The following is a 20,904-nucleotide window of genomic DNA, read 5'->3' as shown; positions in this document are numbered from 1 at the left end:
TATTGGAACAGCGTGGTCATGTCATTCTTGTTGATGATGAGCCGATGGTACGGCAGTCAACTGAGCAATGGCTATCGTTCTCGGGTTTTGCTGTCGATAGTTTTGCAGATGCTGAATCTGCACTGGCGCATCTGGATGTTCAAACAGAAGGTGTTTTGATAACTGATGTTCGTATGCCTGGTATGGATGGCTTGGAACTGTTATCGGCGGCGTTAAGCAAAGTACCTGGCTTGCCTGTTATTCTGCTGACTGCACACGGTGATGTAGACATGGCTATTAAGGCGATGAGAGAGGGGGCGTATGATTTTATTGAAAAGCCATTCGTCCCCGAGCGCCTAGTAGAAACAGTCCATCGTGCGTGCGAAAAGCGACGTTTAATTTTAGAAAACTCTAAGCTTCAATCGGTTCTGGCGAAGCAGTCAGGGCTGGATGCAACAATTATAGGCATCTCTCCGGCAATTCAACGTCTGCGCCGCGATGTATTGAAACTGGCTGATTTGGATACCAACGTCATTGTTTATGGTGAAACAGGGACAGGTAAAGAGCTTATTGCTCAGTCTTTACATCAATATAGCCGTCGTAAATCACAGAATTTTGTACCTATTAATTGTGGAGCCATTCCTGAATCGCTGATTGAGAGTGAGTTGTTTGGGCATGAGGCCGGTGCATTTACCAGTGCATCTAAACGGCGTATCGGTAAATTCGAATACGCCGACAAAGGGACGCTATTCCTAGATGAAATTGAAAGCATGCCTGCTCTTTTGCAAATACGTTTATTGCGCGCTCTTCAAGAGGGAGTGATTGAACGATTAGGTTCAAACCAGCCATTGCAAATTGATTTAAGAGTCATTGCCGCGGCAAAGGTCGATTTGAGAGAAGATGAGCATTTCCGAGAAGATTTATTTTACCGATTAAATGTATCGCAGTTGCATATCCCTCCCTTAAGAGAGCGCATGGAAGATGTACCTTTATTGTTCAATCACTACCTGCGCATTGCTACAAAAGAAAACACAGAAGAAGGCTCAAAGCCTCGCGTGTTGTCTGAGCATGACCTTCAGGCCTTATCGCGTTATCAATGGCCTGGTAACGTTCGTGAACTAAAAAATATAGCAATCCGGTTTGCCGTCGATGGAGATAGCTCGGTTTCCGCTATTTTATCGGCTGCTGATCCCATGAATAGCTCAGCGATAGGGCGGGCGAGTGCATCAAAGCTTTTGCCTTTATCTGTGCAAGTTGCCAGTTTCGAGTCTAATGTGATTCGAGAAGTGCTGGCACGCCACAAAGGCAATATAAAGTTAGTCATGGAGGAACTGGACCTCCCTAGGCGAACCTTGAATCAGAAAATGATTCGTTATGGCTTGAGCCGCACAGACTTTACCAAAGGGTAAGGCGATCGTTGATATAGGCAAAAAATAGCCGATCGGTAGTTTGCAGGATTCATGCGACAGTTTTTAGCTAAATTAAGACAAGATATCGACCATGCGCTTACGACTAAGGTCTCATAAAAATAGGCATCAAGGGAGAGTATTACTGTATAACGTAGGATGGGTTGAGCATTAATCGGCTGTTTTTTGCTTATTGTAAGGTTTTAATCGGCCGTTTTTTGCTCATTTTATAATTCTTAAACTGAGGTTTTTTAATAAGCTATTGTTTTATAAATATATTTTATAGGCTGGTCTGATAAGTGCATTGTATAGACTGTTTCCTGTTTTCCTTACAACAATCACAAAAAAGGTGACAACATGACAATCAGCAAACGTACGTTGCTAAAAACTCTTTCTGTTGCAGTAGCCGTCAGCACGCTAGGTGGCTTGTCTGGTATTGCTCAGGCTGCTGATAAACGCTCGTACATTCTGGCAACTGCTTCTACAGGTGGAACCTATTATCCAGTTGGTGTTGCGTTAGCGACGTTAGCGAAAGTTAAACTTGAACCCACAAATGGTATTTCTATTTCGGCTATCAACTCGGCAGGGTCTGGCGAAAACGTGAAGTTGATGGGTGAAAATGAAGCACAATTCTCCATTCTACAAGGCTTGTACGGTGCTTGGGCTTGGGAAGGTGAAGGCAAACTTGAACAGTCTGGCCCACAAAAGAATTTGCGTTCTGTTTCAATGCTATGGCAAAACGTAGAACAATTTGCGGTTAAAACTGATTACGTAAAAACAGGCACGATCGATGACCTTACCGGTATGAAAGGTAATAAGTTTTCTATCGGTAGCAAAAACTCAGGTACAGAAGGCTCTGGGCGTACTATTTTAAGTAACCTAGGAATTGATGCCGATAGCTTCAATCTAGCTTATATGGGATATGGCTCTTCTGCTGATGCTTTGCAAAACGGTACGATCGATGGAATGAATATCCCTTCGGGCGTGCCCACTTCAGCAATCACACGAGCTTATGCTGCTTTAGGTAGTGATGTAACTGTGCTTGATTTTACTGATGAGCAAATCGCTCGTGCTAATGGCCATTACGAGTTGTGGACGCGTTATCTAATTCCAGCGAATACTTACCCTGGTCAAACCAAAGACATCAATACTATGGCGCAGCCAAACTTTTTGGCGGTTAACGATGATGTCTCTGAAGAAGATGTGTATTTGTTGACTAAAACGATTTATGAAAACCTACCTTTCCTAAATGGTATTCATAAAGCCACTAAGGCCATGTCTTTAGAAAAAGCAATTGCTGGCTTACCTGTTCCGCTTCATCCTGGAGCGGCACGTTACTACAAAGAAGCAGGTCTTACGATCCCTGATCGTCTAATCGCTAAATAAGCCTAGACCCATAGATACTCTACCTATGCCTAGGTGGAGTATCCATTTCTCTTTTCCTAACGATTTTTTAGATTTCGGGTAGTTCTTATGTCTCAGTCCCCAGAGCTTACACATGACGATACAGCGGAGAAGCTTAAAAGCCTTGAGCTAACGCAGCGTCCAGAAACAGGCGGTATTGGCCGTTTCCTTTATTGGGTCGGTGTGCTTTTTGCGCTGGCGCATATTTATTTCAATACGCTTGGCACTTTGTCTGAGTTGTGGGTCTCGGTCATCCATTTTGCAGGCTTCGCTCTTATGTGCTCGCTGATGTACCCCATGATGAAAGGTGATGGAGTTAAGAGCCGCACGGTCCTAACGCTCGATATTGTTGTTGGGTTAATAGCGGTTGCCTGTGCTGTGTATCTCATCTTTTTTGAGGATGCGCTTTATGCTCGCGGTGTGAAGTTTTCCACTACGGACTGGGTATTTTCAATTTTAGCCATTGCGGTTGCTCTGGAACTTGCTAGACGAACCACTGGGTGGTTTATCCCAACATTGATTCTAGTTGCCTTAACTTATGTGTTTTGGTGGGGGCAGTATATTGGAGGAATGTTTGGTTTTTCGGGGTTGAGTTTAGAAACCGTTCTTTATCGAAGCTACTTCACATCGGAAGGCATGTTTGGGCAAATAGCCCGTATTTCATGGTCTTACGTGTTCATGTTCATTTTGTTTGGTGCCTTTTTAGTGAAGTCTGGCGCCGGCGATTTTATTATCGAGCTGTCACGTTGTGCCGCTGGTCGTTTTGTAGGTGGTCCGGGTTTTGTAGCGGTATTAGGTTCCGGTTTAATGGGGTCGGTTTCAGGTTCATCGGTTGCTAATACGGTTTCTACGGGTGTAATCACGATTCCTTTAATGCAGCGTGCTGGATTTCCTGCACGTTTTGCCGCTGGTGTTGAAGCCGCTGCTTCCACTGGTGGACAGCTCATGCCGCCAGTCATGGGTGCAGGTGCGTTTATCATGGCTTCTTATACACAAATCCCCTATGTGGATATCATTGCTATCGCGGCATTACCCGCTTTGCTGTATTTCATGTCGGTTGGCTTTTATGTACGTGTCGAGGCGATGCGAAGCCATGCGCAAGCTGTTGAGTTAGATAGCCGACCTATCAAAGAGGTATTTAAAGAAGGGTGGCATTTTCTGTTGCCTTTGGCAGTGCTGGTAGCACTCTTAATTTATGGTTTTACGCCTACCTATGCGGCAGGCATCTCCATTATTTCGGTCATCGTATCTTCTTGGATTTCTAAGAACCCAATGGGCTTGCGTGAAATCTTTGATGCGTTAGCTCAAGGCTCTCGTAATATGGCAACCACTGCTATTTTGCTGATTGCCGTAGGATTGGTTGTTAACGTGGTTTCCATGACGGGTATTGGTAATACGTTCTCGTTGATGGTCACTGAATGGGCTGGTGGTAGTTTGCTCATTACGTTGATCTTGGTAGCGCTGGCGTCGTTAGTTTTAGGTATGGGGTTACCCGTTACCGCGGCTTATATTGTGTTAGCTACTTTGTCTGCTCCTGCTTTGTATAATTTGATTGCTGAAAATCAGTTGGTTGAATTAATGATGAGTGGTGGCTTGCCAGAAGCGGCTAAAATGATCTTCATGTTGGTAGATCCAGACAAAATTCCTTTGTTGGCGGCCCCTATGTCCGAGGTCGATGCTAAAGCGTTACTGGCGCTAGTACCTAGCGATTTTAAAGGTCAGCTTTTGCAGCAAGCATTGGATCCTGTGGCGCTATCTATGATCTTGTTATCAGCTCACATGATTATTTTTTGGTTATCTCAGGATTCTAATGTGACGCCGCCGGTTTGTCTGACGGCGTTTGCGGCAGCGGCTATTGCCAAGACTCCGCCAATGAAAACTGGCTTTATGGCATGGAAGATAGCTAAAGGCTTATACGTAGTCCCTGTACTCTTTGCCTATACCAACTTCATTGGCGGCAGCCCATTAGATGTGTTTACTATATTTGTATTCGCTTTAGTGGGTATGTATGCATTTGTTGGCTTTATGGAAGGCTATTTAGAAGGGCCATTGAACATAGTGCTGCGTATTGTATCTGGCGCTTTGGCTCTAGCTTTATTGTGGCCGCATGCGCCGCTTTGGCTGAATGTTGCTGGGCTGGTTGCCTTTGTTGTGTTGTTTATGTATTCGCGACGTAACATTGAATCGCAGGCGGCTGTTGCCTAAAGCATCGTATAAATTATGTGTAGAATGAGTCGATGAAAACTATTTTGGCCACCCGTTATAGGTGGCCATTTTTTTGCTCTGGCTACAGTTAGTAAGAGTCAGTTTGTTGAGTTGAAAAGGGGGACAATATGCAGCCCAAGTATGATTTTATAGTGATTGGCGGCGGTATTTTGGGGGCTTCGACTGCAATGCAGTTGCAGGAGAGGGATCCTGATTGCACTGTTTTAGTTCTAGAAAAAGAAGCCGGCCCAGCAAAGCATCAAACAGGACATAACTCGGGTGTAATCCATGCGGGAGTTTATTATAAGCCTGGTAGTCTTAAAGCAAAATTTTGTAAAGAAGGTAATCAAGCCACTCGCGATTTTTGTGATGCAGAATCAATACCTTACGACACCTGCGGGAAGTTATTGGTAGCCACTAAAGCGCTGGAGCTTGAGCGTATGCAGGGTTTAATTGACCGATGTGCCCAGAATGCCTTACCAATAGAGGTCTTAGATAAACAAGCGTTGAATGAGCGAGAGCCTAATATTGAAGGTGAGGGAGCAATTTTTGTCCCTTCAACGGGTATTGTAAGCTACACACAAATTACTCAGCGTATGTTAGAAAAGGTTGAGGAGGCCGGTGGGCAGGTCGAGTTCAACAAAGAAGTGGTTAAGCTTGAAGAAACAGGGCCAAGTATTACTGTTACGACACAAGAGGGCAGCTGTTTTGTTGCCGATCAGCTGATTGCCTGTGGTGGTTTGATGGCTGATCGTTTAGTGCGCATGTTAGGTATAACGCCAGACTTTAAGGTTATTCCGTTCCGTGGGGAGTATTTTTTACTGCCGCCTCAGCATAATACCATTGTTAATCATTTGATTTATCCCATCCCTGATCCTGATTTGCCATTTTTGGGGGTGCATCTTACGCGAATGATCGATGGAACGGTCACTGTCGGTCCTAATGCTGTGCTCGCCTTTAAGCGTGAAGGCTACAAAAAATCAGACATTAGCTTATCAGACACCTGGGAGATGTTACGTTACGCCGGATTACGTCGGGTTGTGCGTCAGCACTTTAAAGCCAGTCTGAATGAAATGAAAAATAGCCTTTATAAACCGGGATATTTATCGATGGTGCAAAAATATTGCCCGTCATTGACCATGGCTGATTTAACGCCTTACCCTGCTGGAATTCGAGCGCAAGCTGTGTCGGAAGATGGTCGTTTGATGGACGATTTTCATTTTATTAAAACGCAGCGCTGTTTATTTGTGTGTAATGCTCCCTCTCCGGCAGCAACCTCTGCTATTCCTATCGGGCGTCATATCATCGAACAACTGACTAGCTAGTGGGTTGTTGGCGCAAATAAGAGCGATAATGGGTCGCTAGTAGTTTCCAGCGGTGAAGATGAGCATGTTGTTCGGTGCGCGTTAGGTATGGTTGTGATAGCTGGCTGCGCATTTCGCTCTCGCCAGATTTCCAAACGGAAGGCAAAAGCGTATCGGCGATATGCACAGCTGTTAAAGGGGTAAAGCGTTTATCGTCTGAAAGCATGGGTAAAGAGTGAAATAAGATCGCTTCTGTAACACGCGGTGGTACATACCAATGCATGATTAGTGCAGCAGCTATTTCACCATGAAACATACCGAATGCCGCTTTTTCGGCGTTGTGCAGAGCCTGAGTGTGTTTCTCCATGCTTCTAAGCATGTCTCGATACTTAGTAGGAAATAGAGAGGCCAGCACCATGATACCTGTATCGTGTAGTAAGCCTGCCAAATAGCTCTGTTCGCAGTATGTGTTATCGAGCTTTGCATCCTTGGCTATGTCATAAGCTAGCTGTGCCACGAGCAATGAACGATGTATCAGTCGTTCAAATGAAAAAAGGGTCCAATTGGTGTGAGCAGGGTAGGTGCGATACAGGTTGGCTAAAATGATTAAGCCACGCAAGCGTCGTAAGTTAATTTTGTTGGTGAGGTCCGAGACGCCGAAGACGGCGGCGTGCTCTCCAAAATAGGGTGTGTTTACCCACTTAATGATTTGGGCACTTAAGGCTTCGTCGTTTTCAAGAACATAAGCCATATGATCTTGACTATCACCAATTACAGCCACCGCTTCAAACAGCCCTTTAATATAGTTGGGGTGTTGTATTTGGCCGCGTTGCTGGATGATTTTTTGAAGAGGCGCTCTGAATAATAACCGCCGTACTTTTAAGAGATGCTCAACCGATTTTTGTATATGTGGAAAGTTGACGGGCATGTCAAAAGTGCGGTGGAGTAGCTCTTGTCGAACATTTTTTTCATCGCTGGATTCTGCTTTGAGTCCTAGTTGAAAGCGCAGGGTTCTTGGGCTTTGTTGTTTAGCTCGACGCAGTAGTTCGGCTTTGCGGGATGTTTTCAGGTCGTAGGCTAAAAAAATCGCATCGTAGTTAGCCGTTGTAAGTTGATTGATGAGTGTCTCGTAGTCATCGATCGAAAAAACATCCCACTGACAGCCTGCGAGCTTGAGGCGCTGTGACCAATTGGAGAACTCACCATTGGGGTCTAATAAAATAACTTTTGTCGGTAAAGTATTTGCAGCGGGTTGAACAGCAGGCATCGTGTACCTCTCAAGCGCGACATAGAATGTAAATGTGTTTTCGTAAAACGCTAATCAAGCCAGCTTAGAGCTGGCTATCTACTGGGATGATGTAGTCGGTTCTTTGCTTTTGTAAGATAGCTTTCATCAATCATCACCGCCGCCATCAGAACTGTCTGAATCTATCGAGTTGTCTGGTTTATCTGTTGATTTACTATTTGGGGTAGCATTGTTGTGCTCAGTATAATTGTCAGCCTGCGCACTGGATCTTGCTATTGGTTTGGCCGGCCGTATTTCGTCTCGCATAACGCAATACATGCGAAAAGCAAAAACGGTAATTAGAGCGCTAAGTAGATCTAGGGCAGCCAGTATAGGCAGTTCAACAATGAACTGACGGTCTTCCATAGATTGGAAAAAGCTCACCACTGGGTAATTTATCAGCTCAATTGCAATGTATAAAATGGCGAGTCCTTGGAGAAGTGGCCAAAAATAATCATCGGTGTCTTGCCAGCTTTGCTTAAGACTTTGCAAAGCAGATTTTTTTTCAACAACGCAAATGTAGTCAGCAAACGCCAAACGCACTCCGATGAAAATCCCGGGCACAATTAAAAACATAAGCCCGCCAAATACGGCGCATCCTGTTAACAGAAAAGTTAGCAGTAACGTTCTCCAGCGAGACATGCCCACTACTAGAGATTGGAATGCCGATAGAGGACGGTCTTCTAAAACTGACTGCATGTAGACAATAGTCGCTGACCAATACAACGGGAGAATGGTCAGATTTAAAATGGATAGTACGGCAAATTGTTGAGCAATTTGCTCATCGTCGCTGTATATATCAAACCACTGTGCTAACCCGTTAATTGCAATCAAAAAAGGCAATTGGATTTTGGCGATAGTGCCTAGATGTTGTCTAAAAAAGAAAATGCTCTGTTGTATGTAAGTTAGGCTTAGCATAAAGAAAAATAATCACTTCACAGGAGAATGGGTTTCTAGGTACCGATTAACGGTGTCTACAATTGCTTGAGTTTGTGGGTCCACTTCTATGTTGATGCGGTCACCTACGTTGGCTTGTCCGAAAGTGGTAATGCTCAAGGTTTCAGGTATCAAATACACATTGAAACGGTTTCCTTCCACTGCTCCTATTGTCAAGCTGCAGCCATTGAGTGCTACAAAGCCTTTTGTAAGAATGTAAGGGGTGAGCGCCTCGTCAATTTCAAACCATATAATGCAGTTATCGTCTGTTTGTTTGATCTCGCAAATCTGTGCCGTTGCACTGATGTGACCTGATAACAGATGGCCGCCAATTTCATCTCCAAACTTGGCCGCTCTTTCAAAATTGACAACACTCGTTACTCTGAGTTCGCCTAGGTTGGTCACATTGAGTGTTTCTTGAATTAAATCAAACTGGACAGATGATTCGTCAAAGCTGGTCACGGTTAAACAAGTACCATTAATAGCTATGCTGGCACCGGTTTGAAGGTTGTTGGTATGACCTGCAGGTAAGGCTACGCGTAGCTTCATGAATTGGTCGCGACGTTCTAGCGCTATAACTTCTGCTTGCCCCTGCACGATTCCTGTAAACATCGGTTATCCTAAATCTAATATGATCTGAGGCCGTAAGGATACCGTATATATAACTAAAATACCTGCATCTTAAGAGGCGACAACATGCACTATTTAATTACTGGTGGTACAGGCTTCATAGGCCGTCGGTTAACTGAATCTTTACTTGCTGACGGTCATGAGGTGATGTTGGTAAGCCGAGATGCTGAGCGTGCGATGTTGCAATTTGGAAGTCGCGTCAATGCGATTAGTCTGTCCGATGTGAGCTTGTTGAGCAGCGTTAAAATCGATGCTGTGATTAATCTTGCAGGCGCCCCTATAGCTGATAAACGCTGGACTGATAGCCGAAAATTGGAGATTAAAAACAGCCGTATAGATTTCACTCAGGATCTCATACAGCGTCTATATGAAGCAGGCCAGAGGCCAGAAGTTTTTGTCAGTGGTTCAGCTATTGGCTATTACGGTCCCCAAGAGGGAAATGCTCCCTTATCAGAGAATGGTCCGGTAGAAGAGGGCTTCCAGCATAGCCTTTGCCAGCAATGGGAAGATGCCGCAATGGTTGCTGAGAAAGATTTGGGGGCTCGGGTATGTTGTGTTCGCACCGGTGTGGTTTTCGGTAAGGGCGGTGGTGCATTGTCTAAAATGCTGCCTGCTTTTAAGTTGGGCCTTGGCGGACCTATTGGGAATGGGGCGCAATGGATGTCTTGGGTGCACTTAGAAGACGAAGTCAATATTATTCGTTTTTTACTCGAACATGATCAGTTGTCAGGGGCATTTAATGCCACATCTCCTGAGGCGGTTACTAATTCAACATTTACGCGAACACTGGCTAGTACTTTACGCAGGCCCGCTTTCTTTCGAGTTCCCGCTTCGCTGTTGAAATGGGCTATGGGAGAATCAAGCGAGCTACTCTTATCAGGGCAGCACGTATACCCAACGGCTTTGGTAGAAGCAGGGTATGTATTTAAATTCCCTGATTTACAGTCTGCCTTAACATCTGCTACTTAGATTGTAGGGTAGCTAAGTTACCGGCGTGTTAGACGTTCGCGTATGCTGTCGACAGTTTGTATTAACAAGTCGCCTTGCCACGGATCTTCGGCGTTATTGTAGACATGCTGCTCTAAATCAATAATCAAGAATTCCAATGTCTTGTTTTTAGCCGCTACGCTCACATCTCGCCCATTATAAAGATGGGATTCAGGCCAAAATAACGCTGCCCATTCAATTAAGCGCGCTTGCGCTAATTCGGGTTTATTAAGGGTGCAGGCTTTTTGAAGCGCTGAATAGGCCAATTTTTCATCAGCGATGAGCTGTTTATCGCGTTTAATTCTTTGTTTTTCGGTTTTGGCGGCTCGGTCTATCGCCTGTCTATTACGCAATTTGCGTAGTCTATTGCCCGTGTAGAGCCACCCCAGTGATGAAATGATGCTAATTAGCGCTAAAAGCGCGATCAAAGCAATAACGTTGGGTGATGTTCCATTGGAGTATTGCTCAACGCTTTGTGTCGTATTTAAGTTTTCCGCTAGGTCTGGTTTAGCGTTCTCTTGGTCGGCAGGTGGTTGCTGCTGGGCGCTATTAGCGCCTTCTATACGCATCTGAATGGGAGGTAATGATGCTACTTGAGCGCGGTCGGTTTCTATATCCCACCAATGGATGTCTATGGGTGGCAGCGTTACTTCGCCACGCTCTTTGAACGTTATTTTGACAGTTTCAACGCGTTGACCGACCAACCCATCTTCATTGAACGACTCCCTCAGGTCTGTATTAACCAGTTCAATATCGGCGAGTTCATTCGTTAGGGGCATCATAGGAGGCAGCCTTGAAGCGGGCAGGCCTTGCGCTATGAGGGTAATGGTTCGTGTTATTGAGTTGCCCGCGACGAGCTGTTCGGGTTGGTCAAATGCGTCTTGAATGGTTAGTTTGGATGCTGGGAGCCAGTAGCCTGCCGAGTTATCGTTAGCACGTGGCAGAATTGATAGCTCAATAGCATCTCCGAGTACTTCAGCATACTGCCCGTTTGCTAGTGTTCCAGCAAATAATGGTGGCTCTATTATGAAACTCCCTGGCTCGTTAGGAAAAACAACATAGGTTTGTTTGCGTTCAGTGTAGGCTACGCCTTGTATAAATACATTGGAGACAACTTCGTCGCCCATTGGTAAAATAAGTGCTTGATTCAAAAAAGGATCCGAGAAAACCGCTTGGTCATCTAACGGCGAACGATGCCTTAGTGTTGATGAGTAAAGTAGTTGGCTACCTTCGTATGCTTCTGTGTGGTCTATTTCGGTCGTAATGCGAATAGCATTGAGGTCGGATGTGACGTCAAGTCCGCCTGGAGCTTGGCTGGCTTGGGAGCTGCTCGACCGGTTTGGGCTGTAGTTTGGATCATAGTTGGGGAGTACGCGTGGGGCGTTATTGGCGGCGCTTAATACGCTCAGCGTCATCGGAAAGGAACGTTCCCCATTAATTTGAATAGCCGGTACGGTTAAGTCGCCACTACGGCGCGGTCGCATTAATACCTGCCATCGCGTTGTTGCTTGTCTGCTTCCATTTTGCAAACTAGAAATCGTCATTTTTTTGCTGCCAAGCAATGAAAAGTCAGCTGTTAACAAGGATAAGTCTGGGCGCTGTGCTTGGCCTGGCTGTGTGGCTTCTATCGTTAACCGCACTGTATCTGTTTGGTTGATAGTATATCGATTAAGATAAGCATTAACCTCGGCAATGCTGAGCGTTGGGGCTACCAGTAAAAGTAAGCTTAGCGTGGTGCTAACAACCGTAAAAAATGCGCGCATCCCTAGGTTAGATCCTTAATAACAAAGCAAAATCATTCTGCATTATTAAGTAAGGGGTATACGATATCAATGAGGTTTTGCTATAACTCGATTATAGATGACGCGCTTAAGTTGTTAAAAATGATGAATTCAATACTCGTAACATTACATATTTCCCCTCAGGACTACATAAAGCAGTACCAAATCCCTGGTGTCATGGTGCATACACATGCCAGTGATGGTCGTCGTGTGCAGTTTCCTGCCTCTATTTTAAAGCCTTTCTTGTTGCATGAGGGCATACATGGCCGTTTTCGTATCAATTTTAGTCAAAATGGAAAGTTTAAATCTATTGAACGGAGCTCATAGTAGGATGTAAAACCAAGGTCGCGCCGTTATAATAGCGAGTCTTTATTCAGAAACGGTCTTGATATGTTCTATTCACTGGCAAAATCTCTCATGTTTAGCATGGATGCGGAGCGTTCTCATAATCTAGCGTTGGGCGGTATGAATTTAGCGGCATCGTTGGGAGTACCTTCGTTGCTTGGCGCTGAAAAGCTGGATATGCCTGTCGAAGTGATGGGGATTCGCTTTCCTAATCCTGTAGGTTTAGCGGCTGGTTTGGATAAAAATGGTACCGCGATTGATGGTTTGGCCGCGTTAGGTTTTGGGTTTGTAGAAATAGGGACTGTAACACCCAGACCACAAGTGGGTAATCCTAAGCCTCGTTTATTTCGTATTCCTGAGCATAACGCGATTATTAATCGCATGGGGTTCAATAACCACGGTGTGGACGCGCTACTTGCCAATGTTGATCGTGCTCGTTACAAGGGCATTCTAGGGATCAATATTGGCAAGAATAAAGACACGCCAAATGATAAAGCTAATGATGATTACTTGTACTGTTTACGAAAAGTGTACTCACGTGCGAGTTATATCACGGTAAACGTGTCATCACCCAATACGCCGGGGCTACGCTCATTACAGTTTGGTGATTCGTTGAATACGTTGCTTGAATCGTTAAAAAATGAGCAAGCTCGTCAAGCGCTTTTGCATGATAGATATGTCCCCATTGCGGTAAAAATCGCACCTGACATGACCGAAGAGGAAATCGTCATGGTTGCTGATTCACTCAAAACGTACGAGATGGACGGCGTTATAGCAACCAATACCACCTTGTCCAGAGAAGGCGTTGAAGACTCAGTCTTGCAAGGTGAGTCGGGGGGCTTAAGCGGTGAACCTGTGCGTAATAAATCGACTAAAGTGATCAGAACATTGGCTTATGAGCTTAATGGTGCTTTACCTATTATTGGTGTCGGGGGTATTACGGAAGGGTTCGACGCTGCTGAGAAAATCGAAGCAGGCGCAAGCTTAGTGCAGATTTATTCTGGTTTTATTTATAAAGGCCCAGCGTTGGTTAAAGAATCTGTAAGAGCGATTGAGGCGTTGAAGCGTCGTCAGTGATGAGTGTTTAGGGAGAAAAACGGCACTAAGGGTTGTGGTTTGGTTTGCAAAAAAGGCTCCTTTATAGAGGAGCCTGTTTTTGAAGGGAATGTGTTGTTAATGCAGTCCTGGGTGAGCTTGAATTGCCGAAACTCCATCCATGCCACTCCAGTGGGCGTCTCTACCTTCACGCCAGCCACTCATCCAATGACTTCGTAGCTCTGTGACTTGCACTGGGCAAGAGTCTCGTGATTTACCGTTAATACCAGCCTGAAAACCGCGGTTAAACAGAGTTGATGTCTTATCTCTTTTCTGTCTCTTCATATAAAGAAACCTCTCATACGTTTACGTTATGATTGAGAACATGAATATCTGAGACTAAATATTCACACAGTGTCTGTATGCATACGGTATTTTTCGCAACACAGGCCTATATTGATATCTAATTCACGAACAAAGTGCGATTAATAATCGCTATGGAATTTAGGGTTTTTGATTGTTAGCACTTGCAAAAAAGGTGCGTATTCAGCGAGTTAAAATTCATATTGAAACGCTGTAATACATTTGAAAAAAAATCATCAAAAAACCGTAACAATTGAATGAAACTGCAACTTGCTGATATTTAAGAAGTTGTAAAAATAACTTTTTAGGAAAAATATGAAATTTATAGCGACTTGCCCTAAAGGCATCGAATCTCTTCTGGCTGACGAGTTAGCAGCGTTAGGGGCTGAGTCAGTAAAATTGATGCCGACGGGTGTCGCATTTGAAGGGGAGTTAGCGCAGGCCTACCGAGCGTGTTTATGGTCTCGTCTTGCGAATCGGGTTTTGTTACCGATTCTTGAAACCAACGTTGAAACCGCCGATGACTTATATAGCGCTATCCAACGAGTCCATTGGAGCGATCATTTAGATCCGAGCATGTCGTTGGCAATTTCTTTCACGGGGAAAACACAGTCAATTAACCATACTCACTTTGGTGCGCTCAAAGTGAAAGATGCAATTGTCGACCAACTACGAGAAATAACAGGGGAGCGTCCGGGCGTTGATCGCGAGAACCCCGATCTGCGCATACATGCCCATATTTATGGCGGTAAACTCAATGTGTCGATTGATCTCTCTGGTGAAAGTTTGCACCGACGTGGCTATCGTACACAGGCAGGAGCAGCACCGTTAAAAGAAAACCTTGCGGCGGCATTGTTAACAAGAGCGGGTTGGCCTGCGCTTAGTGATGACAGTCCTGTGTTGTTTGATCCTATGTGTGGCTCAGGCACTTTGCTCATCGAAGGTGCGTGGATGGTTGCAGATATTGCTCCTGGCATTTTACGCGATCGTTTTGGGTTCGAGCATTGGAAGCAGCATGATGCCGCTTTATGGGAAAGCCTAAAAGAAGAAGCAGAGCAGCGCCGCATTAATGGTTTGACGGCCTTTAAGGTAAAGGTTTATGGCGCCGATGAAGATGAGCGTATGCTTGATGTAACACTGTCGAATGCTGAACGTGCAGGTGTTGATCATTTAATCAAAGTACACGAAGCGCAAGTTCAACGAATGGTGCGCCCATGTGAAGAGAATGGGTTGTTCATTACTAACCCACCCTATGGTGAGCGTCTGGGTGAAAGTTCAGAGCTTATGTTTTTGTATCGTGATCTGGGCGATACCTTAAAACAAGAATTTGGTGGTTGGAAAGCGGCTATTTTTACGGGTAACCCTGAGCTCTGTGAGGCCGTGGGCCTAAAAACGGATAAAACCTATCGTTTAAATAATGGGCCAATCGATAGTCGCTTATTTTTATACACTTTATATGCGAATCGGATTGCCAAAGAAGGGCAGCCTAGCGAGCAGGCTGGTGACGTTGCTTTAAGCGAAACAGCTCAAATGTTTGCGAATCGTCTCAGAAAAAACCTGAAAAATTTGAATAAGTGGCGTAAGCAAAATGATATTCAGGGGTATCGTTTATACGATGCGGACATTCCCGAATTTGCTGTGGCGGTTGATGTTTACAAAGACTGGGTTCATGTACAGGAGTACGCAGCGCCTAAGTCGATAGATAAAATAAAAGCTTTTGATCGTCTTAAAGATGTATTGGCGGCTATACCTGAAGCATTAGGCGTTGATCCTTTGCGTGTTGTTTTAAAGCAACGCAAGCGTCAAACGGGCACTCAGCAATATGAGAAACAGGGCACTGGTCGTCGTTTTTTTCAGATAACTGAGCATGGCTGTAAGTTTAGAGTTAACCTGCATGACTATTTAGATACTGGTTTATTCTTAGATCACCGCCCCGTACGCCACCAAATTCAACAAACTGCAGCAGGTAAAGACTTTCTTAATCTGTTTTGCTATACCGCTACTGCCAGTGTCCATGCCGGGGTTGGCGGGGCAAAAAGCACGACAAGTGTTGATATGTCAGCCACTTATCTGCAGTGGGCGATGAAGAACATGGCGATTAATGGCTTTGCTGACAAAGCTCATCACTTTATTCAATCTGATTGTATTGTATGGCTTAAAAAACAACGTAAGCCGGCTTATGACCTGATTTTTATGGACCCCCCCACGTTTTCAAATTCTAAACGTATGAGCGATGTTTTGGATGTTCAAAGAGATCATGTTGAGCTGATTCGGTTAGCGATGCGTTTGTTGCGGCAGGATGGTGTTCTAATTTTCTCTAATAACTTTCGGAAGTTTAAGCTGGATTACGAAATGTTGGGTGCGTTTGATATTAACGATATTACAGCGCAGACCATCGATCCTGACTTTAAGCGCAATGCAAAAATACACAGCTGTTTCGAAATTCGCTGGCGTCAATAATGGTGCAATGCTTTCTTTTGGTACGTTTCGTGCATTAATTTAGTGCAGTATTGGGTGCGCCGAATGATACGGCGCATGCTTTAGAGTGCCTGATTTTATAAATACTTCCTGTTTTTCAGTTGTTTACGTGCTTTTTGAATTAATTGATGAAGCATGGCGACAACAACAAAAATGAGTATCTAGATATTCAGTGCACTTTTATAGCGTCCGTACGCTGAAATTGCACCGATAGAGTGCAATATTATAAATTGCAACCTTTGTAGGAGACACTTGTGGAAACTGTTAATAGTGCAGTCGAGACATTAATGCAGAGCGCTAATACGCTCTTTATCCTGATGGGCGCCATTATGGTGTTCGCTATGCATGCTGGCTTTGCCTTTTTAGAAGTGGGTACTGTTCGCCATAAAAACCAAGTTAATGCGTTAGTTAAAATTATGACGGACTTTGGTTTTTCTGCCGTGGCTTATTTCTTCATTGGCTATTGGGTTGCGTACGGAATCACTTTTTTTCAAGACGCAGAAGCGTTAGCCGCGAATAACGGATATGACCTGGTTAAGTTTTTCTTTTTGATGACATTTGCGGCGGCGATCCCTGCCATTGTGTCTGGCGGTATAGCCGAACGAGCTAAGTTTTGGCCCATGCTTATCGCGTCTAGTCTAGTTGTAGCGTTTGTTTACCCGTTTTTTGAAGGGGTAATCTGGAATGGAAATTTCGGTTTTCAAACTTGGTTGGAAGATACTTTTGGTGCTGGCTTTCATGATTTTGCAGGCTCCGTAGTCGTTCATGGTGTTGGAGGTTGGATTGCGCTCGTGGCTGTTCTCATGCTGGGCGCACGTTCAGGACGTTATCGCGATAATCGAGTGGTTGCATTTCCTCCATCTAATATTCCTTTTTTGGCGCTCGGTGCGTGGATTCTTTGCATAGGTTGGTTTGGCTTTAACGTTATGTCGGCGCAAACCTTAGACGGTATTTCAGGATTGGTTGCCGTTAACTCATTGATGGCCATGGTGGGCGGCATTATCGCTGCGCTACTGGTTGGCAAGAATGACCCAGGCTTTATTCATAACGGTCCACTCGCTGGTTTAGTCGCCGTGTGTGCTGGCTCTGACGTAATGCACCCAATGGGGTCGCTCGTTGTAGGTGCTGTAGCAGGTGTCCTGTTTGTATGGGTTTTTACTCTGCAGCAGAATAAATGGAAAGTTGATGATGTGCTGGGTGTATGGCCATTACACGGTTTGTGTGGCGTCTGGGGTGGTATTGCGGCTGGTATTTTTGGCTCAGAAGCTTTAGGCGGTTTAGGCGGTGTTAGTTTTATGTCGCAGCTGATTGGTAGCGTAGCCGGCGTTTTGGTTGCGGTTGTTGGTGCTGCTGTTGTATATGGAATGATTAAGGCAATTTCTGGTCTGCGTCTCAGCGAAGAAGAGGAATATAACGGCGCTGATTTGAGTATCCATAAAATCGAGTCTACTTCTCAGGACTAATAGTCATCGTCCTTGAAAGACGAGAGTTTGCCGGTAAATGAATACAGTAAAAAGCTGACTTAGGTCGGCTTTTTTTATTTTTTTTTGTAACGCCGAGCTGATTTTTACAGGCTTTCCGTTCCTTATAATTGTCCTTTTGAGTATGGTTGCTCTATAAGGTGCTGTTTTAATAAAGAAAGCTGTTTTGTGTAAAAATAGTTCTGTTTAGACGAGGCTCTTGGCACGAAAAATAGAAGGCGCTTAGTGAGTGGTTAACTCAACAATTAGCATCAAAATCCTGTATAAGTGACACCTGATATACAATCGTTTACGGTTTGCCCACTAACGCAGAGGATGCATCATGCAAAACTTAACACCCGAAGGCCAACATCTGGTCACCACTATGTCTCAGCGTTATAACCTAAGCCGCGATGCAATTGTTCATATGTTAATTGCTGTTAGTAATGGTGGTGGCAGTATGGCGCAATTTAACTGTCCCGAACTCGGTGGCGGCGGTCAGTGGATGCGTGGTGGTATGACAATGGTGGGTGATATGTTTAATTATGGCCTTAAAAATACCGTTGATAATTTGTGCAACGATTTATCCAATGCATTGGCCAGTACCCAAGTTTTTCCAGTTATCCCAGCGGGTACTCCGGGTAGTAATCAGTGGTGGCCTCAAGATTTAGGCGTTCCGTTTAGTAGTGGTGCGCAAAATGATATTAAGTATGCCGTATTTCCTGGGCGTTTAGCGGTCATGCTGTTTGGAAATGTGACGGTGTACGATACGTTGGATCACCAAATCGGAGGCGTAAGCCAGCAGCAAGGCGGGGACACCTCCCTTACTTTTAGTAGCCAGTATGGAACATTGTCGGTTTCTAGTTTGCCCGTTATTTATGGTCCGGGTTTGCCCCAGGCTCAGCAAACTAACTTCGCCGTACCTGCCGCTAACAGTGCCGCTTCCGTGGGCCAGTCGCAAAGCCAATCTAATGGTTATAATCAGGCGGATAATGTTCAGCAATCCTATCAGAGCGCTTCTCAACAGAATTTTGCACAAGCTCCGCAAGGCTCTGATAGTTTAAGCCATAGCTCTGGCTCTTTAGACGAGGTGCTGGGTCATATCGAAAAATTAGGCAAGTTGCGTGAAGCAGGCGTACTCACAGATGATGAGTTTTCCAGTAAAAAAGCGGAATTGTTAAAACGTATTTGAGTGCTCGCTTCCTCGTTGAGTCATAACTTACCGAGAAGACTATTAGTTAGTGGCAGCCCCTTTGTTTGGGGCTGCGTGATGGCTAAATATTAGCGCTTTTAGTAACTATGATAAGTGTTCCTTAAAGAAAGCAAGTGTGCGTTCCCATGCTAACTCGGCAGCAGGCTCATTGTAGCGAGCTGTAGAATCGTTGTGGAAACCATGGTTTACGTCTTCATATACAAAGGCTTGGTAATCGGCGCCGATAGCCTTCAGTTCTTTCTCATAATCAGGCCATGTGCCATTGACGCGCTTATCAAGTGCGGCAAATTGGAGCATGAGTGGAGCTTTGATATTTTTAATAAGCTCTGCTTTAGCGGGGGTGCCATAAAATGGGACTGCTGCATCTATGATCTCAGGAGCTCGAGCCGCTAACATGTTACTGATGTAACCACCAAAGCAAAAACCTACTACGCCGAGTTTATCATTCGTTAATTCATGAGCTTTTAGGAATTTGGCGGCGTTGATGAAGTCTATTTCAACCTTCACAGGATCAAGAGACTTTTGCATTTCTCGACCTTCATCATCATTGCCGGGGTAACCGCCGAGCGAGTATAAAATATCTGGAGCAAAGGCAATGTAACCGGCTTTTGCTAATCGACGTGCAACATCTTCGATATACGGGTTTAAACCTCGGTTTTCGTGGACAACAAGCACAGCAGGGGTTTTTTCGGTCATGTTTTTAGGTACAACTAAGTACCCCCGGCCTTCACCAAAACCGTCTGGTGACGGGTAGGTTGCGTAAGATGCGGTGATGTCTGGGTCGTTAAACGACACCTGTTCAGCCAACGCGTAATTGGGAATAAGGCCACCCGCGACCGCTGCCGCTGTTAAGCCAATAGCCGCTAATCGAGTTAAAAATGTGCGTCTATCAATGTCGCCATGTGCGTATTGGTCGTACCAATCGAACGCTTCCTGTGGAATCTGATGAGCAGCAGTACTTTCCGGACGTTGTACGGTCATAGCCTTCTCCTTGAGCGTAGCGGTTTGAGAATTTAAATTGTAATAGACTAATATTGTATTACTAGACACCTTTACGTTTGTTTTGTCTACTCGGATGAAAATTAATTCCCTATTAATGAGTAATTTACATCTTTTATTGATGTTAAACCGTACGAGCAAAGTGGACGATTTATTTAGCGCAGAGTATTACGTTTAGCTAATTGAAATCTCTAAGGAGGAGCCTAATGCGTTGGCCCGCGTTATTGAGCTATGTTGGTGACAATGAGCTTGTTTTTATTGCTAACCAAAGTGAGTGGATGTCTGATAATGACTTACAATCGCCTCATTTTGACGAAGGTGATCGTATTATTGATGCTGATGGTTGTTTGTATCAACCCGAGAAAAGCGAAAAAGGTATCGAGTTAGTAAAGCTCGAAGAAAAGTACACCCTTGAGGATCTTGTTGGGTTAGTTCAAGCACATATGTTCGAGCAGGCGGGGGCTACTTGTGTGTCCAAGGTAGGAGCGTCCTCGATTGATCAATTAATGACTATAATGGAAGCGTTAAGTGAATACGATAAACCCTAAAAAACTTCATCTAAGTAAGTGGACCGCAGTTCGGCCCATTAATAAAGAAAAACACTTTCTCGTGTCCAAGATTACGTTTGACGAAGAGGGATGTGTTGAGGAATGCGTAATAGAAGCTGTACTGACTAAGCGAGCTGATACAATTGATTGGAATTCACTCAAGGATAGCACCCAGTGGTTACAAGGTTGGTTATAACCATCTGGGAGCGTTCAGTTTGTCTTTAGGCTTTAACAATCGTTAACAATTGCTGTGCATGTTCAGCTGCGTGGCGTCCTAGTTCAGTCAAATAGCCACCATCAGGCTGAGTGACTAAAGATTTTTCATGAAGCCGCTTGGTAGCCGCAATAACATTTGGTGCTGCCGAGGAGTGGATTTTGATTCCTTCCTGAGTGGTCTCTAGGTTAAACCGAGCTAATATATTGAGTTCGTCGTTTATCTCACTAGTGAAAGGCATGATCATTCCTTTTTATTGTTATTGAGTGCGGTATCAGTGTACGACATATACAAAATTTGCCAAGTAAAGTTTATTGGCTAAGCATCAACGC

At 44.6% G+C, this 20,904-nt stretch carries 19 protein-coding genes; 12 read left to right on the top strand and 7 right to left on the bottom strand.

Annotated features, from left to right (window positions below):
- Nucleotides 1-2 precede the first annotated feature (2 nt).
- From OW491_RS02735 to lhgO, 4 genes are all read left to right on the top strand, one after another.
- Nucleotides 3-1,388, top strand: a complete 1,386-nt coding sequence (locus OW491_RS02735; RefSeq protein ID WP_290034566.1) for a sigma-54 dependent transcriptional regulator — start codon at nt 3-5, stop codon at nt 1,386-1,388.
- 354 nt (nt 1,389-1,742) lie between these two features.
- Nucleotides 1,743-2,771, top strand: a complete 1,029-nt coding sequence (locus OW491_RS02730; protein WP_075171853.1) for a TAXI family TRAP transporter solute-binding subunit — start codon at nt 1,743-1,745, stop codon at nt 2,769-2,771.
- Between the two features lie 87 nt (nt 2,772-2,858).
- A complete protein-coding gene (locus OW491_RS02725) occupies nt 2,859-4,994 on the top strand; it encodes a TRAP transporter permease (RefSeq protein ID WP_290034565.1) in 2,136 nt (711 codons plus the stop codon).
- 128 nt (nt 4,995-5,122) lie between these two features.
- Nucleotides 5,123-6,319: an L-2-hydroxyglutarate oxidase gene (gene lhgO, locus OW491_RS02720; RefSeq protein ID WP_290034564.1), complete on the top strand. Its 1,197-nt coding sequence runs from the start codon at nt 5,123-5,125 to the stop codon at nt 6,317-6,319.
- Here lhgO and OW491_RS02715 read toward each other — a convergent pair.
- The 3 genes from OW491_RS02715 to OW491_RS02705 form a co-directional block, all read right to left on the bottom strand.
- Nucleotides 6,312-7,565, bottom strand: a complete 1,254-nt coding sequence (locus tag OW491_RS02715; protein WP_215152031.1) for an HDOD domain-containing protein — start codon at nt 7,563-7,565, stop codon at nt 6,312-6,314. The genes lhgO and OW491_RS02715 overlap by 8 nt on opposite strands.
- 126 nt (nt 7,566-7,691) lie before the next feature.
- Complete coding sequence (locus tag OW491_RS02710; RefSeq protein ID WP_290034563.1) at nt 7,692-8,501, bottom strand: YciC family protein; 810 nt, start codon at nt 8,499-8,501, stop codon at nt 7,692-7,694.
- 12 nt (nt 8,502-8,513) lie between these two features.
- The gene (locus tag OW491_RS02705; protein ID WP_290034562.1) at nt 8,514-9,131 is read right to left on the bottom strand and encodes a riboflavin synthase subunit alpha; all 618 of its coding nucleotides are present in this window, start codon (nt 9,129-9,131) and stop codon (nt 8,514-8,516) included.
- Between the two features lie 84 nt (nt 9,132-9,215).
- Between OW491_RS02705 and OW491_RS02700 the strand changes: the two genes are divergently transcribed.
- Nucleotides 9,216-10,118 (top strand): TIGR01777 family oxidoreductase, encoded by a 903-nt coding sequence (locus OW491_RS02700; protein WP_215152029.1) that lies wholly within the window; start codon nt 9,216-9,218, stop codon nt 10,116-10,118.
- Nucleotides 10,119-10,135: 17 nt separating this feature from the next.
- Here OW491_RS02700 and OW491_RS02695 read toward each other — a convergent pair whose 3' ends face one another.
- Nucleotides 10,136-11,899 (bottom strand): BatD family protein, encoded by a 1,764-nt coding sequence (locus OW491_RS02695; protein WP_290034561.1) that lies wholly within the window; start codon nt 11,897-11,899, stop codon nt 10,136-10,138.
- Nucleotides 11,900-12,019: 120 nt separating this feature from the next.
- Here OW491_RS02695 and OW491_RS02690 point away from each other — a divergent pair, with 120 nt between their 5' ends.
- Nucleotides 12,020-12,244 (top strand): DUF2835 domain-containing protein, encoded by a 225-nt coding sequence (locus tag OW491_RS02690; RefSeq protein ID WP_249263575.1) that lies wholly within the window; start codon nt 12,020-12,022, stop codon nt 12,242-12,244.
- 63 nt (nt 12,245-12,307) lie between these two features.
- Entirely contained in the window at nt 12,308-13,339 is a 1,032-nt protein-coding gene (locus OW491_RS02685) for a quinone-dependent dihydroorotate dehydrogenase (RefSeq protein WP_075171861.1), read from the top strand.
- A gap of 96 nt (nt 13,340-13,435) precedes the next feature.
- Here the strand turns inward: OW491_RS02685 and rmf are convergent, their stop codons facing one another.
- Nucleotides 13,436-13,642 carry a ribosome modulation factor gene (gene rmf, locus OW491_RS02680; protein WP_075171862.1) on the bottom strand — a complete coding sequence of 69 codons (207 nt, stop codon included), beginning with the start codon at nt 13,640-13,642 and terminating at the stop codon, nt 13,436-13,438.
- Between the two features lie 333 nt (nt 13,643-13,975).
- On the opposite strand from rmf, the gene rlmKL reads away from it, so the two are divergent.
- From rlmKL to OW491_RS02665, 3 genes are all read left to right on the top strand, one after another.
- The gene (gene rlmKL / locus OW491_RS02675; RefSeq protein ID WP_290034560.1) at nt 13,976-16,120 is read left to right on the top strand and encodes a bifunctional 23S rRNA (guanine(2069)-N(7))-methyltransferase RlmK/23S rRNA (guanine(2445)-N(2))-methyltransferase RlmL; all 2,145 of its coding nucleotides are present in this window, start codon (nt 13,976-13,978) and stop codon (nt 16,118-16,120) included.
- A gap of 272 nt (nt 16,121-16,392) precedes the next feature.
- Nucleotides 16,393-17,601, top strand: a complete 1,209-nt coding sequence (locus tag OW491_RS02670; RefSeq protein WP_215152026.1) for an ammonium transporter — start codon at nt 16,393-16,395, stop codon at nt 17,599-17,601.
- A gap of 340 nt (nt 17,602-17,941) precedes the next feature.
- The gene (locus OW491_RS02665) at nt 17,942-18,790 is read left to right on the top strand and encodes an SHOCT domain-containing protein (RefSeq protein WP_290034559.1); all 849 of its coding nucleotides are present in this window, start codon (nt 17,942-17,944) and stop codon (nt 18,788-18,790) included.
- 105 nt (nt 18,791-18,895) lie between these two features.
- Here the strand turns inward: OW491_RS02665 and OW491_RS02660 are convergent, their stop codons facing one another.
- A complete protein-coding gene (locus OW491_RS02660; protein ID WP_075171866.1) occupies nt 18,896-19,792 on the bottom strand; it encodes a dienelactone hydrolase family protein in 897 nt (298 codons plus the stop codon).
- 224 nt (nt 19,793-20,016) lie between these two features.
- Between OW491_RS02660 and OW491_RS02655 the strand changes: the two genes are divergently transcribed.
- Nucleotides 20,017-20,358, top strand: a complete 342-nt coding sequence (locus OW491_RS02655) for a DUF4144 family protein (RefSeq protein ID WP_290034558.1) — start codon at nt 20,017-20,019, stop codon at nt 20,356-20,358.
- Nucleotides 20,339-20,554 carry a TIGR02450 family Trp-rich protein gene (locus OW491_RS02650; RefSeq protein ID WP_290034557.1) on the top strand — a complete coding sequence of 72 codons (216 nt, stop codon included), beginning with the start codon at nt 20,339-20,341 and terminating at the stop codon, nt 20,552-20,554. Before OW491_RS02655 ends, OW491_RS02650 begins: the two co-directional genes overlap by 20 nt.
- A 25-nt stretch (nt 20,555-20,579) precedes the next feature.
- Here the strand turns inward: OW491_RS02650 and OW491_RS02645 are convergent, their stop codons facing one another.
- A complete protein-coding gene (locus OW491_RS02645) occupies nt 20,580-20,813 on the bottom strand; it encodes a TIGR02647 family protein (protein WP_075171869.1) in 234 nt (77 codons plus the stop codon).
- Nucleotides 20,814-20,904: the final 91 nt, after the last annotated feature.

Origin of the sequence: Neptunomonas sp. CHC150 (assembly GCF_030397555.1) — a bacterium.
Taxonomy (GTDB): Bacteria; Pseudomonadota; Gammaproteobacteria; order Pseudomonadales; family Balneatricaceae; genus Neptunomonas; species Neptunomonas phycophila.
Note: the sequence above shows the minus strand (reverse complement) of the source record. Positions and strands in the feature narration are given on the sequence as shown.

What these genes read in the sequence shown, in the direction of transcription:
- OW491_RS02730 (WP_075171853.1), top strand. Translation starts at nt 1,743, where the DNA reads ATGACAATCAGCAAACGTACGTTGCTAAAAACTCTTTCTGTTGCAGTA.
- OW491_RS02725 (WP_290034565.1), top strand. Translation starts at nt 2,859, where the DNA reads ATGTCTCAGTCCCCAGAGCTTACACATGACGATACAGCGGAGAAGCTT.
- lhgO (WP_290034564.1), top strand. Translation starts at nt 5,123, where the DNA reads ATGCAGCCCAAGTATGATTTTATAGTGATTGGCGGCGGTATTTTGGGG.
- OW491_RS02715 (WP_215152031.1), bottom strand. Translation starts at nt 7,565, where the DNA reads ATGCCTGCTGTTCAACCCGCTGCAAATACTTTACCGACAAAAGTTATT.
- OW491_RS02710 (WP_290034563.1), bottom strand. Translation starts at nt 8,501, where the DNA reads ATGCTAAGCCTAACTTACATACAACAGAGCATTTTCTTTTTTAGACAA.
- OW491_RS02705 (WP_290034562.1), bottom strand. Translation starts at nt 9,131, where the DNA reads ATGTTTACAGGAATCGTGCAGGGGCAAGCAGAAGTTATAGCGCTAGAA.
- OW491_RS02700 (WP_215152029.1), top strand. Translation starts at nt 9,216, where the DNA reads ATGCACTATTTAATTACTGGTGGTACAGGCTTCATAGGCCGTCGGTTA.
- OW491_RS02695 (WP_290034561.1), bottom strand. Translation starts at nt 11,899, where the DNA reads ATGCGCGCATTTTTTACGGTTGTTAGCACCACGCTAAGCTTACTTTTA.
- OW491_RS02690 (WP_249263575.1), top strand. Translation starts at nt 12,020, where the DNA reads ATGATGAATTCAATACTCGTAACATTACATATTTCCCCTCAGGACTAC.
- OW491_RS02685 (WP_075171861.1), top strand. Translation starts at nt 12,308, where the DNA reads ATGTTCTATTCACTGGCAAAATCTCTCATGTTTAGCATGGATGCGGAG.
- rmf (WP_075171862.1), bottom strand. Translation starts at nt 13,642, where the DNA reads ATGAAGAGACAGAAAAGAGATAAGACATCAACTCTGTTTAACCGCGGT.
- rlmKL (WP_290034560.1), top strand. Translation starts at nt 13,976, where the DNA reads ATGAAATTTATAGCGACTTGCCCTAAAGGCATCGAATCTCTTCTGGCT.
- OW491_RS02665 (WP_290034559.1), top strand. Translation starts at nt 17,942, where the DNA reads ATGCAAAACTTAACACCCGAAGGCCAACATCTGGTCACCACTATGTCT.
- OW491_RS02660 (WP_075171866.1), bottom strand. Translation starts at nt 19,792, where the DNA reads ATGACCGTACAACGTCCGGAAAGTACTGCTGCTCATCAGATTCCACAG.
- OW491_RS02655 (WP_290034558.1), top strand. Translation starts at nt 20,017, where the DNA reads ATGCGTTGGCCCGCGTTATTGAGCTATGTTGGTGACAATGAGCTTGTT.
- OW491_RS02645 (WP_075171869.1), bottom strand. Translation starts at nt 20,813, where the DNA reads ATGCCTTTCACTAGTGAGATAAACGACGAACTCAATATATTAGCTCGG.